This is a genomic window from Fusobacterium sp. (assembly GCF_030528405.1).
Lineage (GTDB): Bacteria > Fusobacteriota > Fusobacteriia > Fusobacteriales > Fusobacteriaceae > Fusobacterium.
The window spans coordinates 14,831-30,206 of the sequence record NZ_JAUMYY010000006.1; the positions used below are offsets into that span (position 1 = coordinate 14,831).

Annotated in this window: 15 protein-coding genes; 3 read left to right on the forward strand and 12 right to left on the reverse strand. The window is 29.6% G+C overall.

Features of this window, described 5'->3' with window-relative positions:
- The first annotated feature begins 145 nt into the window (after positions 1-145).
- The 3 genes from Q4A58_RS01735 (at position 146) to alr (ending at position 3,051) form a co-directional block, all read left to right on the forward strand.
- On the forward strand, positions 146-1,156 hold the full coding sequence (locus Q4A58_RS01735; RefSeq protein WP_303116060.1) for a 2-hydroxyacid dehydrogenase: 1,011 nt from the start codon (positions 146-148) through the stop codon (positions 1,154-1,156).
- Positions 1,157-1,269: 113 nt separating this feature from the next.
- The gene (locus Q4A58_RS01740) at positions 1,270-1,794 is read left to right on the forward strand and encodes a hypothetical protein (RefSeq protein WP_303116061.1); all 525 of its coding nucleotides are present in this window, start codon (positions 1,270-1,272) and stop codon (positions 1,792-1,794) included.
- A 189-nt stretch (positions 1,795-1,983) separates the two neighbouring features.
- Entirely contained in the window at positions 1,984-3,051 is a 1,068-nt protein-coding gene (gene alr, locus Q4A58_RS01745) for an alanine racemase (RefSeq protein ID WP_303116062.1), read from the forward strand.
- A gap of 69 nt (positions 3,052-3,120) precedes the next feature.
- On the opposite strand, the gene Q4A58_RS01750 is transcribed toward alr, so the two are convergent.
- The 12 genes from Q4A58_RS01750 to galE all read right to left on the reverse strand — a co-directional run bounded on the left by Q4A58_RS01750 (position 3,121) and on the right by galE (position 15,374).
- Positions 3,121-3,555 carry a hypothetical protein gene (locus tag Q4A58_RS01750; protein WP_303116063.1) on the reverse strand — a complete coding sequence of 145 codons (435 nt, stop codon included), beginning with the start codon at positions 3,553-3,555 and terminating at the stop codon, positions 3,121-3,123.
- A gap of 2 nt (positions 3,556-3,557) precedes the next feature.
- Positions 3,558-4,211 (reverse strand): L-threonylcarbamoyladenylate synthase, encoded by a 654-nt coding sequence (locus Q4A58_RS01755; protein WP_303116064.1) that lies wholly within the window; start codon positions 4,209-4,211, stop codon positions 3,558-3,560.
- Between the two features lie 7 nt (positions 4,212-4,218).
- The gene (locus Q4A58_RS01760) at positions 4,219-5,169 is read right to left on the reverse strand and encodes a ribose-phosphate diphosphokinase (protein WP_303116065.1); all 951 of its coding nucleotides are present in this window, start codon (positions 5,167-5,169) and stop codon (positions 4,219-4,221) included.
- 1 nt (position 5,170) lies between these two features.
- On the reverse strand, positions 5,171-6,517 hold the full coding sequence (glmU, locus tag Q4A58_RS01765) for a bifunctional UDP-N-acetylglucosamine diphosphorylase/glucosamine-1-phosphate N-acetyltransferase GlmU (protein ID WP_303116066.1): 1,347 nt from the start codon (positions 6,515-6,517) through the stop codon (positions 5,171-5,173).
- 15 nt (positions 6,518-6,532) lie between these two features.
- The gene (locus Q4A58_RS01770) at positions 6,533-7,081 is read right to left on the reverse strand and encodes a DnaJ family molecular chaperone (RefSeq protein ID WP_368501020.1); all 549 of its coding nucleotides are present in this window, start codon (positions 7,079-7,081) and stop codon (positions 6,533-6,535) included.
- 17 nt (positions 7,082-7,098) lie between these two features.
- A complete protein-coding gene (locus Q4A58_RS01775) occupies positions 7,099-7,296 on the reverse strand; it encodes a hypothetical protein (protein WP_303116068.1) in 198 nt (65 codons plus the stop codon).
- Positions 7,297-7,376: 80 nt separating this feature from the next.
- On the reverse strand, positions 7,377-8,723 hold the full coding sequence (locus tag Q4A58_RS01780; RefSeq protein WP_303116069.1) for an NCS2 family permease: 1,347 nt from the start codon (positions 8,721-8,723) through the stop codon (positions 7,377-7,379).
- A 120-nt stretch (positions 8,724-8,843) separates the two neighbouring features.
- Positions 8,844-10,364: a glutamate--tRNA ligase gene (gene gltX, locus Q4A58_RS01785; RefSeq protein WP_303116071.1), complete on the reverse strand. Its 1,521-nt coding sequence runs from the start codon at positions 10,362-10,364 to the stop codon at positions 8,844-8,846.
- A 289-nt stretch (positions 10,365-10,653) separates the two neighbouring features.
- Positions 10,654-12,615 (reverse strand): TRAP transporter permease, encoded by a 1,962-nt coding sequence (locus tag Q4A58_RS01790; protein ID WP_303116074.1) that lies wholly within the window; start codon positions 12,613-12,615, stop codon positions 10,654-10,656.
- An 18-nt stretch (positions 12,616-12,633) separates the two neighbouring features.
- On the reverse strand, positions 12,634-13,080 hold the full coding sequence (locus Q4A58_RS01795; RefSeq protein ID WP_303116077.1) for a DUF1850 domain-containing protein: 447 nt from the start codon (positions 13,078-13,080) through the stop codon (positions 12,634-12,636).
- Between the two features lie 92 nt (positions 13,081-13,172).
- Positions 13,173-14,171 (reverse strand): TAXI family TRAP transporter solute-binding subunit, encoded by a 999-nt coding sequence (locus Q4A58_RS01800; RefSeq protein ID WP_303116079.1) that lies wholly within the window; start codon positions 14,169-14,171, stop codon positions 13,173-13,175.
- Between the two features lie 213 nt (positions 14,172-14,384).
- Positions 14,385-15,374: a UDP-glucose 4-epimerase GalE gene (gene galE, locus Q4A58_RS01805; RefSeq protein WP_303116082.1), complete on the reverse strand. Its 990-nt coding sequence runs from the start codon at positions 15,372-15,374 to the stop codon at positions 14,385-14,387.
- Between the last annotated feature and the right edge of the window lie 2 nt (positions 15,375-15,376).

The following is a 15,376-nucleotide window of genomic DNA, read 5'->3' on the forward strand; positions in this document are numbered from 1 at the left end:
TTTATATTTAATGTATTATTTTTTTTTACTGTTTTTCTTTTTCTTATTCTTTTTTTGTACTTATCTTTTTTTTTTTTTATGTTATAATCTATTAAAATAGTTTATATTAAAATTTTTTATAATAATTTATCAAGGAGGATTTTTTATGAGAGTTTTATTTTATGGAGTAAGAGAAGTTGAAGTTCCTTTATTTCATTCATTAAACAAAAAGTTTAACTATGAAATAGAGTTAATTCCAGATTATCTAAACAGCAAAGAAACTGCTGAGAAAGCAAAAGGTTTTGAATGCGTTGTTCTTCGTGGAAACTGTTTTGCTACTAAAGAAGTTCTTGATATGTACAAGAGTTATGGCGTTAAATATCTTTTCACAAGAACAGTGGGAACAAATCACATAGATGTAAAATATGCAAAAGAATTAGGTTTTAAACTTGCTTATGTTCCTTTCTATTCTCCAAATGCAATAGCAGAACTAGCTGTTTCAATGGCAATGTCATTGCTTAGAGCTCTACCTTACACTGCAGAAAAATTCAAAGAGAGAAATTTTACAGTGGATCCATTTATGTTTGCTAGAGAAATAAGAAATTGTAATGTTGGAATTATAGGGCTTGGAAAAATAGGGTTTACTGCTGCTAAATTATTTAAAGGACTGGGAGCTAATGTTTTAGGATATGATATGTTTCCTAAAACTGGTATTGAAGATATAGTAACTCAGGTTTCTTTGGATGAACTAATAAAAAATAGCGATATTATAAGTATTCATGCTCCATATATAAAAGAAAATGGTAAAGTTATTACAAAAGAATTTTTATCTAAAATGAAGAAGAATTCTATTTTAATCAATACTGCTAGAGGAGAGCTTATGGATCTTGAAGCTGTTATTGATGCATTAGAAAGCAATCATTTAATGGGAGCTGGAATTGATACAATAGAAGGAGAAGTTAATTATTTCTTCAAGAATTTTAAAGATAGAGAAGCTGAATTTAAAGCAAGTTTCCCTACTTTCCAAAGACTTTTAGATCTATATCCAAGAGTACTAGTTACTCCACATGTAGGTTCTTACACTGATGAGGCAGCTTCTAATATGATAGAAACAACTTTTGAAAACTTAAAAGAATATCTTGATACAAATTCTTGTAAAAACGATATAAATGCATAAAAAAACTTAAGCTATTGAATTTCTCAATAGCTTATTTTTTATTTTCTTATATGTTATAATAATATGTGCTATAATATTATAATATACAAGAAATATTTTTTAGGAGGATAATAATGTTTAAAAATAAGTTATTTTTACTAACTCTTTCAATTCTTTTATTGAGTTCTTGCTCATCAATTGAATCTGTATTTCCTAAACTGACATCAACTCCTGCACCAACAGCTATCCAAGAAGCTGTTGCATCCAGAGTTAATCCTGATAAGGAATTATATGTTTTAAATAGTGCTTCTCTTTCAAAAAGTGGCTCTATAGTTGCTCAATCACAAGCTAATAAAGATGCTGCTTTAGCTCTTAGATCTCAAGTAAGAAAAGAAGTTGAAGCAATTTATAAAACTAACTTAGAAGATATGGATGCTTTTTCAAAAAGTATAGTTTCACCTGTTGTTTCTGACTTAACTGTTTATGCCACAGATTTAATTATGAAAAAAGTCACTCAAAAAGGAGCTTGGGAAGATAATAGTAAAATTTATTCTTTGCTTGCTGTAAATAAAGAGGAGGTAAACTCTATCTCTCAAAAAGTTTTCCAGAATTTTATAGATAGTGCTGTAAAAAAACTACAACCTTTTGGATCTAAATAAATCTTATTTTTAATAAGTAGCTTAATAAGGGGCTGTTGCAAATTAAATTTTTACAAAGTTTTGCTTAGTAATCTAAATATTTCAAAAATTCACTAAAAAGTTTTTTTGATTATTTAGGCTTAAGTGCAGAACTGAGAAAATTTTTAAAATATGCAACAGCCTCTTAAAATAAAATATTTGGAGGAAGTTATGAGAGCATGGCTTGAAATTGACACAAAGAACATAATATATAATGTAAAAAAATTAAAGGAACTAGCTTCTAATAGAGAAATTTTAGCTGTTGTAAAAGCAAATGCCTATGGTTTAGGCTCCATAGAGATAACAAAAATCTTGGTTGATGCTGGTATAAATTTTTTTGGTGTCGCTAATTTAGAAGAAGCTTTAGAGCTAAGAAAATCTGGAATTAAAAATACTATACTTATCCTAGGTGCTTCATTTAATGAAGATTTTGAAAATGCTAGTCACGAAAAAGATATTCACCTATCTGTAAGTTCATTTGAAACTTTAAACTTCATAAAAAAATCCAATTTAAAAATTCCTATACATTTAAAAATTGATACAGGAATGACTAGACTTGGTTTTAATATTACTGAAATTGAAGAGGCTATAAGTTTTTGCCTGAAGAATAAACTCGAATTAAAAGGTATTTTTTCTCACCTTTCCGATACAGATTTGTTAACTGAAGAGTCAAGAAATTTCACTTTAGAACAAATTAAAAAATTTAAAAATATTGTTGAAGCTTATAAATTTAAATTTATACATATATCTAATAGTGCTGGTATTACTAATTTTTCTGAAAATATAATAGGAAATCTAGTCAGAGTAGGACTAGGAATGTATGGTTTTAGTGGCAATAGTAAAGACAAAAGACTAAAAAATGTTTTCACACTTAAATCAAGAGTTATTTTTATTAAAGAAACTTTAGAATCTTCATTTGTTTCATATGGTAGAACTTTTAAACTCCCAGCTGGCGAAACCTATGCTGTTCTTCCCATAGGTTATGCTGACGGAATGAAAAAGTATCTATCTAAAGGTTCGTATGTCTTAATAAATAATATAAAATGTCCAATCATAGGAAGTATTTGTATGGATATGACCATGGTTCAAATTCCAAAAGAAAAGAGAAAAAATATAAAAATTGGTGATACTGCTACCATTATTAACACAGAGATTATAAATTCTTTAAATATAGATGAATTATGTACTTGGGACATTATGACAGGATTGGGAAGACGAGTAAAAAGGATATTTATATAAAAAAGACTATTGCAAATTTGATTTTTAAGTTTTTACTTATTTAATCACTATATTGCAATAGCCCTTTTTTTAATTAAATTTTTTTAGAAGTTCTCTATATTGTTTACACAATATTTTTACCATTCCTTTTTTTATAAATTGATACCAAAAAAATTGCATTTTTTCCATAGCCCTCACAGAATCTATAAGCATTTTTTTCAAGAATTCATATTCCTCAAAACTCACTTTTAATTCTTTGCTATCTTTATTAGCTGCCACATCACTTACATAATTCAGAAAATTATATACACCTGCATACTGATCTCCTGATGTTGTTTCAGAAAATTGTTTTTTTGCTTCATTTATAAATTTTACAAGAAGTTTCTTGTCTCCTTTTTCTAATTTTACTGAATACTTTCTTTTTGATTTTCCTATTTTTTGAATACTATTCATCATTCCCATCATAGATGAAACATTGTTCATCTCCATAGGATTCATAGTTGCTGGATTAACTCTCATTTTCATTTTTACACCTCCACTTCCCCAATAGTTTTTTCTATTTCATCCAAACTTATTGCTCCCTGTCTTAATACTTTAGGTACTTTTCCTGTCAAATCAATTATTGTTGACACTTCTCCTATTTTACAATTTCCTCCATCTACAAGAATATCCACTCTATCTTTTATAATTTCACTTAATTCTTCATACGATCTAGGGCTTGCTTCTCCTGAAATATTAGCACTCGTTGTCGCAAGTATGCCACCTGCTAAATCTATTATATCCAAGGCTAACTTTAAATTAGGAATTCTAATACCTACTGTATTACCGTTCGATACCATAATATCTGGAACTATATCTTTCTTTTTTAAAATAATAGTCAATGCACCTGGCCAAAATTTTTTTGCTAATTTTTTAACTAAAATTTTTTCTTTATCGCTTAAATAAGCAATTTTATCTATTTTATCTACAGAACTTATAAGTGCTATAAGTGGAGATGAAAAATTTCTAGTTTTTACTTTATATATATTTTCTAAGGCTATATGATTAGTTATAATTGCCCCTAAGCCATAAACTGTATCTGTTGGATATATTATTAAACCACCATCCAAGATTTTTTCCTTCAGTAAATCCTTAGTTTCTCCACCGATAAATTCTAATTTTTTTTCTATTTTTAATTTCATAGCCCGCCTATTCAAATAATTCTGAAACTGATTTATTGTTCACTATTCTATCTATAGCATCTGCAAGCACTGTATTTGCTGATATTATTTTAACTTTATCTATTCTTTTATATTCAGGAAGACAAATAGAATCAGTTACAACTATCTCTTTCAAGCCACTTTTTTCTAATCTTTCAACTGCTGGATCTGAAAATACAGCATGTGAACAACATGCATAAGCTTCAACAGCTCCTCTTGATAAAATTGCATCTGCTCCATTTGTTATAGTTCCTGCTGTATCTACCATATCATCTATAAATATCGCAATCTTACCTTCAACTTCTCCTATCAGATTCATAACTTCAGACATATTTGGTTTCGGTCTTCTTTTATCAATTATAGCTATTTTACAATCTAATTTCTCAGCAAGTTTTCTAGCTCTTTTTACACCTCCAATGTCAGGAGAAACAACTACAACCTTATCACCGAAAAGTCCTTTTTCTTTAAAATACTTTGCCATTAATGGTAAAGCTTGCATATGATCAACAGGTATATCAAAAAAACCTTGAATTTGATCTGCATGTAAATCCATAGTTACCACTCTATTTACTCCAGCAGTAGTCAATAAATTGGCAACCAGTTTAGATGTAATAGGTTCTCTTGGTTTAGACTTTCTGTCTTGTCTTGCATAACCATAATATGGAATTATTACATTTATAGTTTTAGCAGAAGCTCTTCTTAATGCATCAACAAAGATTAAAAGCTCCATTATATTTTCATTTACTGGTTCAGATGTTGATTGTACAACAAATACATCTCTACCCCTTACAGTTTCTTCAATTTCAATATAAATTTCTCCATCCTTAAATCTAAGAATTTCTGATTTTCCTAATTCTAAGCCACATCTGTCAGCTATTTTCTTAGCCAATTCTAAGTTCGAATTACCTGCAAAGATCTTCACATTACTAAAACTTTTCATTTTATTTTTTCCATCCTTCCTTTATTATTTGTTTACCTCTTGCAACTCCAAGAGCATTACTAGGAACATTTTTAGTTATTACAGAGCCTGCTCCTATTAATGCATTGTCCCCTATTTCCACAGGTGCTACTAACATAGTATCACTACCTATAAAAACATTTTTACCTATAATTGTTTTAAATTTATTCTTACCATCATAGTTACAAGTTATAGTACCTGCACCTATATTAGTTTTTTCTCCAATATGTGAATCTCCTAAATAACTTAAGTGCCCTGCTTTTACTCCTTTTTCTAGAATAGATTTTTTAGTTTCTACAAAATTTCCTATATGTACATTTTCTTTTAAATGAGTCTTTGGTCTTAAATGAGCAAAAGGCCCTATTGTTACCCCATCTTCTAATATACTTTCTTCTACTACAGAACTCTCTATCCTAATATTATTAAAAATCTTGCTATCTATAATTCTTGTATTAGAAAGAATCTGATTATTTTCTCCTATTTCAGTCTTACCTTGAATTATTACATTTGGATAAATTACTGTATCTATACCTATCTCTACCTCATCATCTATATAAGTAGTCGCTGGGTCAATAAGTATTACTCCTTTTTCCATTAGATCTTTATTCTTTCTATCTCTTAAAATTTTTGAAACAAGTGCTAACTCAACCTTTGAGTTTACACCTTGTATTTCTATACTGTCTTCTAGTGAATAAGAGATGATTTCTTTACCTGAGCCTGATAAAATTTTTACTACATCAGTTAAATAATATTCTCCCTTCTCATTTTTATTATTTATTTGAGATAAAGCATTAAGTAAATCTTCAGCTTTAAATATATAAACTCCAGCATTAACTTCTTTTACTTTTTTTTGTTCTTCACTTGCATCTTTCTCTTCTACAATTCCCAAAACTTTTCCCGCTTCAGTTATAACTCTACCGTAACTAAAAGGATTTTCAAAATTAGCTGTTAAAATTATGCCATCAACTTTTCTCTCAAGATATAAGTCATATAATTTCTTCAATGTTTCTGCTTTTAAAAGTGGTACATCTCCATTTAAAATTAAAACATCTCCTTTATATCCAGAGAGTTTCTTTTCAGCTTGCATAACAGCATGACCTGTCCCCAATTGCTCTTCTTGAACAACATAACTTATATCTCCAAAATAATTAAGAACTTGTTCCTTCTTATGCCCTAATATAAAAATTTTCTCCTCCACTTCAAGCTGACTCAAAGCACCTATAACTCTTGAAATTATAGGTTTTCCATGAGCTATATGCATTAGCTTTGAAATATTCGATTTCATTCTAGTTCCTTTTCCAGCAGCCATAATAATCGCTTTTAAAGCCATTAGTCCTCCATTTTCTTATGAAAAATCCTTTGTCAGATTATCATAAGCCTCGTTTATTTTCTTTAATTTTTCTTCATGATATTTTTTTTCTTGCTCACTAGCATTAGTAAATCTATCTGGATGATTTTCTTTAACTTTTCTTAAATAAGCTTTTCTTAACTCTTCTTTGGTAGAATCTTTACTCACACCCAATTCTCTATAATATTCATCTTTATTTAATGTCCAAGTATTGGTTGCTGAATTTCCTTGGTTATATCTTCCATATCCCCCATAACTTGTATTTTGTCGGTATGCATTTTGTCCATAAAATTGCCTAAAAAATTCCTCAGCATCTTTTGTACTATATGTTCTGTAATATGTTGTCCTTTTTGTCTGTTTAGGTGTAGATAATTTTTTTATAAACCAAATAATTACAAATACCCAGAAAAAATTTATCACTACCCAGCCAAATATCCAAAATAATATACCTATTATTATTAAACCAGGTAAAATCTGTATTGTTTTTTGTAGTCCTACTGAAATAACAAATATAAAAAATACTATTACCAGTAGTGTAGGTAACATTGTATCCACCTTACCCCCTAATGATTTAAATTATTTAAGTTATCTAAATAAAAAGCTATTATAAGCAAAATATAATTCATTAATAGCAACAGAGCTATAGCTATCCCTATTAATAAAATAATGTTTTTTAAATTTATTTTTCTTATAAACTTTCTTTTTACCCAAAGTAAAATGCTTAAAACCAAAATTATCTGAAATAATAAAATTATAAACATTCACTCTCCCTTAAAATTTTTAGATAAAACTCCATTTTAATTATAACACAGATGAATATTTTTTTACAACTTGTGGAACATTATTTTAATATAAAATGCAACAAAAATAATATAAACATTAACCAAACGCTTATTTTTACATCTTTAACATCTTTTGTTAATATTTTGGAAAATACATAAACTATCAGACCTGCTGCTATTCCATCAGGAATAGAGTAGCTTAAAATCATTATAATTATAGTTACAAAGCCTGAGGCAGCTGATGAAAAATCATCCCAATCTATTTTTGAAAGCTGTGTCACCATTAAGATTCCAACACATATTAAAGAAGGGGCTATTATTGGTTCTAATAATCTTCCATCTATCGCTATAGGAGAAGCTATTGTTACAAGTGGCGTAAATACCCATGATATTAAAAACCATATACCTGTAACTATTGCAGTCAATCCTGTTCTTCCTCCTGCTGCAACACCGCTTGTTGACTCCGTAAGAGTTGTAATTGTTGAAGTTCCTAAAATTGACCCTATGACTGTACCTACTGCATCACTGAATAGCATCTTTTTCATTTCATACTTTTTATCTACAGTACTCTCTATTTTATTTGTTATTGCGACTAAAGTTCCTGCTGTATCAAAAAAATCTACAAAGAAAAAGGTAAAAATCAAAAATATTGCCTTTGGTTTATTAATTAAACTTTTTAATCCCTCACTAAATTCTCCCAAATGATTTAAATTATTATTTAATTTTATAATTTCATTTGAAAAAGTTGGCATACCTTCAACTCCAAATTTCCCTAATATTATTCCAACAAAGCCTGTTATCAAAAGTCCTAGGAAAACTGCTGCTTCTATTTTTCTACTCATAAAAATAATTGTTAACAAAAATCCAAATATTGCCAGCAAAACTGTGGGATTTTTTAAATTTCCTAATGTTACTATAGTTGCTGAGCTAGGAACAACTATTCCAGCTTTTACCAATCCTATTAAAGCTATAAAAAAACCTGTTCCCGCTCCTATGCTTTGTTTTAAATTTTTAGGAATGGAGTTAATTATTTTATCTCTTATTCCTGTTAAAGATAATAATATAAAAAAACTGCCTGATAGAAAAACCATAGCTAAAGCTTCTTGATAACTATAACCATAAAGTTTTACAACAATAAAAGCAAAAAAAGAATTTGAACCCATACCAGGAGCTAAACCTAAGGGTGCATTGGCATATAAGCCCATTACAAAACATGCTATGGCAGACGAAATAGCCGTTGCTAAAAATACTGAGTTAAAATTCATTCCTGTAGAGCTTAAAATTATAGTGTTAACTCCTAAAATATAAGCCATTGTTAGAAAATTTGTTGTTCCTGCTATTATTTCTTTTCTTATATCGGTTCCAAAATCATTTATTTTAAAGTAAGATTTAATAAGTGCTTCCATTATCCCCCCAATTTTTTTAAAAAAAGAAGGGGCTATTGTAAATTTGAATTTAAAGTTCTTTGCTTAACATACAAATAACTTACTTAATCATTAAAATACAATAACTCCATCTTTTAAATTTTACAGTTTTATATCATATTTAGTAATTGTGCTTTTTATTCTCTTTAAAGCTCTTTCTTTCCCTATAACATATAAAATATTATATAAATCCGCTCCCTTTGATTGACCAGTCAAAACTGCTCTAAGTGGCATATATACTTTTCCTGGTCCTCCTTCGATTTCATCTAACAAAGAATGAAGCAACTCTTTTGCTTCATCAGGAGTAAAGCTATCTTTATCCCAGTTTTCTAATTTATCAATAAAAGTTTTTATAGATTTTTTTCCTGCTTCATCTTCTAAAGAAGATAAAAGTCTTTCTATACCTTTCCTTTCTTTTTTGTCCATATCTTCTCTAAGTTCTGGCAAATCAAATTCATCAATAAAGAAAAATTTAGAGTTTCCCGCTAGTTCCTTCAAAGTTTTTGCTCCTTCTCTTTCTATTTCAACTACTTTCTTTAAAGTTTCAAATTCTTTTTCAGAAAGATTTTCATCTTTTAAATAATTTTCTTTAATAAAGAAAGGAATAGTTAACCTTGTCAGTTCATCTAAATCTTTTAGTTTCATCTGTTGATTGTTTACCCAGCCTAATTTTACAAGATCAAAAACTGGACCACCAAGAGATACCTTATCTATATTAAAATTCTTTTTAAAATCCTCAAGACTGAATATTTCTACATTATCTCCATAAGAATAACCCATTAAACCTAGGAAATTTATAAGCCCTTCTTTCAAATACCCCTCTTCCTTATACCAAATCAAAGAAACTGGATTTTTTCTCTTAGAAATTTTAGTTCTGTCATCATTTCTCAAAAGAGGCATGTGTATAAATTCTGGAGCTTCCCAGCCAAAGGCCTTGTAAAGTTGAATATGTTTTGGAGTTGAAGGTATCCATTCTTCTGCTCTTATAACATGTGTAATCCCCATCAAGTGGTCATCAACTATATTTGCCAAATGATATGTAGGATAACCGTCAGCCTTTAAAAGAACTTGATCATCTATCTTACTATTTTCAAAAACAACATCTCCTCTCAATCTGTCATGAATGATTGTTTCTCCTTCATAAGGCATTTTTAATCTAATTACATAGGGTACTCCTGCAGCAATCTTTGCATCAATTTCTTCTTGAGAAAGAGATCTGCAATGTCCATCATAGCCTGGTGCTTTTCCCATCGCTTTTTGCCTTTCTCTTAGATTTTCTAATCTTTCGTGATCGCAAAAGCAATAATAAGCTCCCCCCTTTTCAACTAATTCTTTTGCATATTTTCCATATAAATCAAATCTCTCAGATTGCCTATAAGGGCCATAGTCCCCTCCAACATCTGGTCCTTCTGAATAATTTAAATCTAACCATTTTAGTGAATCAAAAATCATTTGCTCAGAACCTTCTGTATATCTTGTTCTGTCTGTATCTTCTATTCTTAAAATGAAATCACCATCGTGTGATGCAGAAAAACCTATGTTAAACAAAGCAATGTATGCTGTTCCAACATGCGGATCCCCAGTAGGTGACGGAGCAACTCTTGTTCTAACTCTCTTTTTCATATACAATCCCCTCTTTATATCTTAAATTTTTCTATTTCTAATTCTATCATAAGTATAGACAATTTTAAAGATTTTTATAGATCTTTTTTATTCATAGAAAAATAAAGCTGTTACACTTTAAAGACTTCATCTGTTTTTATAAGTTGCTCCTTCATAATAATTCCAGTATTTTTATCAAAGCTATATTTTTTTAAAATATCGAAATTTTATATTTAGAGAACTAAGCAAAACTTTTTAAAATCTATTTGCAACAGCTCATACAAATTTTATTTATCTTTTTTTCTAAAAGTTAAACTGCAACATTACTATGCTTTTTAGCTAGTAGTTTTTGCACTGCTACAGCTACTATAAAAGTTCCAACTCCTAATAAATCTGTTAATAAAGAGCTATCTATCAATAAAAATGCTCCAGCTAGCATAATAATCCTCATCAATACATTTACCTTTGTATATAAGAATCCTTCTACCGCTGCACTTATTAAAAATACTCCTACACAAGCTGTTAATGCAACTTGTATTCCTTGAATAAATGTTGTATCTATCAATAATAATTGATTATTATATACAAACATATACGGAATTATAAAGCCTGCTAATGCAAGTTTTACAGATACAATACCAGTTTTCATAGGGTTTCCACCCGATATTCCTGCTGCTGCAAAAGAAGCTAAAGCAACTGGTGGAGTAATATTTGCAAACATTGCAAAGTAAAAACAGAATAAATGAGCTGCTAAAGGTCTTATTCCCAATTCTATAAGTGCAGGAGCTGCTATTGTAACAGTTATAATATAAGCTGGTATACTTGGAAGACCCATACCTAATATCATACAAGTAACCATAGTAAATACTAAAGTCAGCATTAAACTTTTTCCACCTAATGAAATTATAGTACTTGCCATATTAATTGTGAAACCTGTTAAGCTAGAAACCCCTATAACTATACCTACGCAAGCACAAGCTATTGCAACTGATACAGTTGACTTAGCTGAAGCTATAAAAGCTTGCTCTATATCTTTTAAATTCATACGAGTTTCTTTTTTCAACTGTGCTACAACTATTGTTATTAAAATAGTTAAAAAAGCTCCCTTTATAACTGTATAACCACTAAAAAATAACATATATACTAAGAATATAATAGGAATTACTAAGTGACCATAAATTTTCATAGTTTCTTTTACATTAGGAAGTTGATCCTTTGGCATTCCATCCAACTTATCTTTTGAAGCTCTCATTTGAATTTGGAATATAATTCCCAAATAATATATAAGAGCTGGTATTGCTGCTGAAACAACAATCACTTTATATTTTATACCTAAAGTTTCCGCCATTATAAACGCTGCAGCTCCCATTATAGGTGGTAGTAATTGTCCTCCCACTGATGCTGTTGAAGAAACTGCCCCTGAAAATTCTTTACTATAACCTATTTTTTTCATAAGTGGAATAGTAAAAGCTCCTGTTGTAACAACATTTGCTATAGCGGAACCGTTTATACTACCAAGTAAACCTGCTGCAATTACAGCCACTTTTGCTGGTCCCCCTTTAGTATGCCCAGCTAATCCTATTGCTATATCATTAAAAAATTTACCCATTCCACACTTATTCATTACTTCCCCAAAAACTATGAATAGGAATATATATGTTGATGCAACATTTACAGATGTACCATATATTCCTTCTGTATTTGAAAATAAATGTCCTATAAGCTTAGTCCACTGAAAACCTCTATGTAAAAATAAGCCTGGAACATTTATAGGTATAAGCCCCTGTCTTGCTCCCATAAGTGCATATATCATAAAAATTATCCCTATTAAAGGAAGAGCCCAACCTGTTATACGTCTAGATGCTTCTATTACAAGTAAAACAAGTATTGTACCCATAATTACATCCATTTGATTTGCATCTCCAACTCTATCAATTATAGCTTGATAATTAACCCACATATATGTTGGAATAGCAACTGATAGTATCATAAATATATAATCATACCAAGCAATAAATTTTCTACTTGATTTTTTAAATGCTGGATATATAGCAAAGGTCATAAATAAAATCATTCCAACATGTATAGAACGATGCCTTAAAGTTTCTGGTCTTATATATCCAGATGCATAGGCTAGATGATAGAAAGTAACTATTAGAGCTATCCATTTTAATGCTTTCTCAACAATGGGACTTACAAAATTTCTAGTTCTGCTTTCTTTTTCAAATTCCTCTAGCAGAGCTTGCTTATCTATTTTTTCTTCTTTTATCACAATATTTCCCTCATTTCTTTATTTTATTGATAGTTTTATTTTTTCTCTCTCAGGGAGTTCCTCTCCTTTTATAATTTCTCTTTCGTTAATCAAAATTTTTTTTAGTTGTTTTTTAGAATTAATCCAATTAAACTCTTTAAAACTACTACTTTTTATATTTTCCATATAGATCATCCCATCTTCATATCTATAGGTGCAATCCATTTCAGCTGGTATCCCTGCTCCAAATCCCTCTACTGCAATAGTAAATAGTTCAAAGGTATTTTTATCTGTCAGTTTATAATATTCTTTCCATACAATATGCTCAAATGAGTGTTCCCATTCAAAAGATACAATATCTCCTTTTTTTATTCCCTGACTTAAATAAATTTCTTTTGTTATTTGATTAGAAATTTCTATTTTCTTAGAACAAGCATACAACAAAAAGAGAATAAAAAAAAATACGACTATTTTAATTAATCTCATTCTCCTCATAATCAGTCGTTTTTCCTTTTTTTATTAAATTGTAGAGTGCTGCATTTTAAAATTTAATTTGCAGCAACTCCACTCTATAAAATTTAATTATTAGGTGTTTTAAAACCTTTTTCTTGCCAGAATTTAGCTGCTCCTGGATGTAATGGTATTCTTACATCTTCCACACCAAATGACATATCTATATTTTTATTAGCAGCATTGTGAGAAGCTTTTATTGTTCCAATATTTTCAAAAATTACATTTATCATATCATATACCATTTCATCAGAAAGTTTGCTATTTACTAACATTATATTGTAAACGAATACTGATTCAACATCTTTATCATTATTATATGTATTTGCAGGAACTATTGTCTTAGAGAAGAATGGATATTTTTCTATAAGCTTATCTCTACCTGCTCCATCTATAGGAACTATTTCCATATCATAGCTTGTTGCTAGTTCCATTATAGTTCCATTTGGTAAGCCAGATGTAACAAAAGCTGCATCACATTGACCGTTTTTCATTTGATCTATAGCTTCCCCATAAGATAAATAATCCACTTTACTATCTGCATAAGTCATACCATATGCTTCATAAATCATACGAGCATTTAATTCTACACCAGAGTTTGCTGCTCCCACTCCTACTCTCTTACCTTTTAAATCTTCAACTGTCTTAATTCCTGATTTTTTTAAAGTTACTAATTGAACATAGTTAGGCCATAAACGCATAAGTGCAGTTAACTCTGGATTTGCCTTCCCTTCATAAGCACCAAAACCTTTATATGCTTGCATAACTGAATCTTGCATTGCTATAGCTATTTCTGCTTCTCCTTTAGAAATCATAGAAATATTTTCTGCCGAAGCACCTGTTGCCTGTGAACTAGTATTATAACCTGCTGATTTTAAAGCCTCTGCAAAAGCTCCTCCTATTGGGAAATAGATTCCACTTGTTGGTCCTGTTGCAACTGTTATAAACTCTTTACTTCTGTCAATTCCCTTAACTTCTTTTTTCTCTTCTGATTTACTACAAGCTAAAAGAAACATAAATAGCATAGAGATTGCCACCACAAAAATACTTTTCTTAAATAATTTCATTTCTATCAGTCCTCCTAAGTTTTATAAAAATTTTTTAATAATTTATAGTTTATCTTGTATTTAACTTTCCATATTAATATTGATTAAGTTTTCAAATTTTACTATATTATTTCCAATATGTCAAATATATATTAAACATTCCTCGCCTTTTTAAATGTTATGTGTTGTATTCAGAATTAATTTTTTCGTATTTTATACAGTTAAAATTATTTTTTAATCTTCATATCCATTAGGATTTTTTTTATGCCACTTCCATGCTGACTCAATTATCTGCTCTAATTTATTATATTTAGGCTTCCATTTTAATATATCATTTGCCTTTTTCGATGATGCTACTAATTTTGCTGGATCTCCTGCTCTTCTTGGAGATAGTTCTTCTGGTATAGTATGCCCCGTTATCTTTCTTGCTGTCTCTATAACCTGTCTAACAGAAAACCCCTCTCCATTGCCCAAATTAAATATTTGATTATCCCCTCCACTATTCAATCTATCCAATGCTAAAAGATGTGCATCAGCTAAATCCATTACATGTATGTAATCTCTTATACAAGTTCCATCTTCCGTTGGATAGTCATCTCCATATATTGCTATCTTCTCTCTTTGCCCTAAAGCTACTTGTAAAATTATAGGAATTAGGTGTGTTTCACAGCTGTGAGCTTCTCCAATTTCTCCACTTGAATGAGCACCTGCAACATTAAAATATCTAAGTACTGTATACTTTAAGCCATAAGCATTGGCAGCCCACTTAAACATTTTCTCTACAGCTAATTTACTTTCTCCATAAGGATTAGTTGGCTCCGTTTTATCAGTTTCAAGTATAGGAATATTTTCAGCTTCTCCATAAGTTGCTGCTGTTGATGAAAATACTATGTTATTAACATTATGTTTTTTCATAGCTTTTAAAAGACATAGAGTCCCATAAAAATTATTTTCAAAATATTTAAGTGGTTCTTGTACACTCTCTCCAACTAAAGAAAAAGCTGCAAAATCTATAACTCCATCTATTTTATGTTTTTTTAGAACTCTGTCTAAAAATTCTTCATCTTTTAAATCTCCTATTTCCAATGTAGCTTTTTTATCAACAGCATCCACATGACCTGTTTCTAAATTATCTATTACAACAACTTCTCTATTATTTTCAACCAACAATTTTACAACATGACTACCTATATATCCTGCACCACCACAAACCAATACTGCCATTT

Excerpts from the sequence above, each read along its gene's own strand:
- Q4A58_RS01760 (WP_303116065.1), bottom strand. The coding sequence starts at position 5,169 with ATGAAAAGTTTTAGTAATGTGAAGATCTTTGCAGGTAATTCGAACTTA.
- Q4A58_RS01800 (WP_303116079.1), bottom strand. The coding sequence starts at position 14,171 with ATGAAATTATTTAAGAAAAGTATTTTTGTGGTGGCAATCTCTATGCTA.
- Q4A58_RS01735 (WP_303116060.1), top strand. The coding sequence starts at position 146 with ATGAGAGTTTTATTTTATGGAGTAAGAGAAGTTGAAGTTCCTTTATTT.
- Q4A58_RS01770 (WP_368501020.1), bottom strand. The coding sequence starts at position 7,081 with ATGTTACCTACACTACTGGTAATAGTATTTTTTATATTTGTTATTTCA.
- galE (WP_303116082.1), bottom strand. The coding sequence starts at position 15,374 with ATGGCAGTATTGGTTTGTGGTGGTGCAGGATATATAGGTAGTCATGTT.
- Q4A58_RS01775 (WP_303116068.1), bottom strand. The coding sequence starts at position 7,296 with ATGTTTATAATTTTATTATTTCAGATAATTTTGGTTTTAAGCATTTTA.
- alr (WP_303116062.1), top strand. The coding sequence starts at position 1,984 with ATGAGAGCATGGCTTGAAATTGACACAAAGAACATAATATATAATGTA.
- Q4A58_RS01795 (WP_303116077.1), bottom strand. The coding sequence starts at position 13,080 with ATGAGATTAATTAAAATAGTCGTATTTTTTTTTATTCTCTTTTTGTTG.
- Q4A58_RS01740 (WP_303116061.1), top strand. The coding sequence starts at position 1,270 with ATGTTTAAAAATAAGTTATTTTTACTAACTCTTTCAATTCTTTTATTG.
- Q4A58_RS01750 (WP_303116063.1), bottom strand. The coding sequence starts at position 3,555 with ATGAAAATGAGAGTTAATCCAGCAACTATGAATCCTATGGAGATGAAC.
- Q4A58_RS01780 (WP_303116069.1), bottom strand. The coding sequence starts at position 8,723 with ATGGAAGCACTTATTAAATCTTACTTTAAAATAAATGATTTTGGAACC.
- Q4A58_RS01755 (WP_303116064.1), bottom strand. The coding sequence starts at position 4,211 with ATGAAATTAAAAATAGAAAAAAAATTAGAATTTATCGGTGGAGAAACT.
- gltX (WP_303116071.1), bottom strand. The coding sequence starts at position 10,364 with ATGAAAAAGAGAGTTAGAACAAGAGTTGCTCCGTCACCTACTGGGGAT.
- glmU (WP_303116066.1), bottom strand. The coding sequence starts at position 6,517 with ATGGCTTTAAAAGCGATTATTATGGCTGCTGGAAAAGGAACTAGAATG.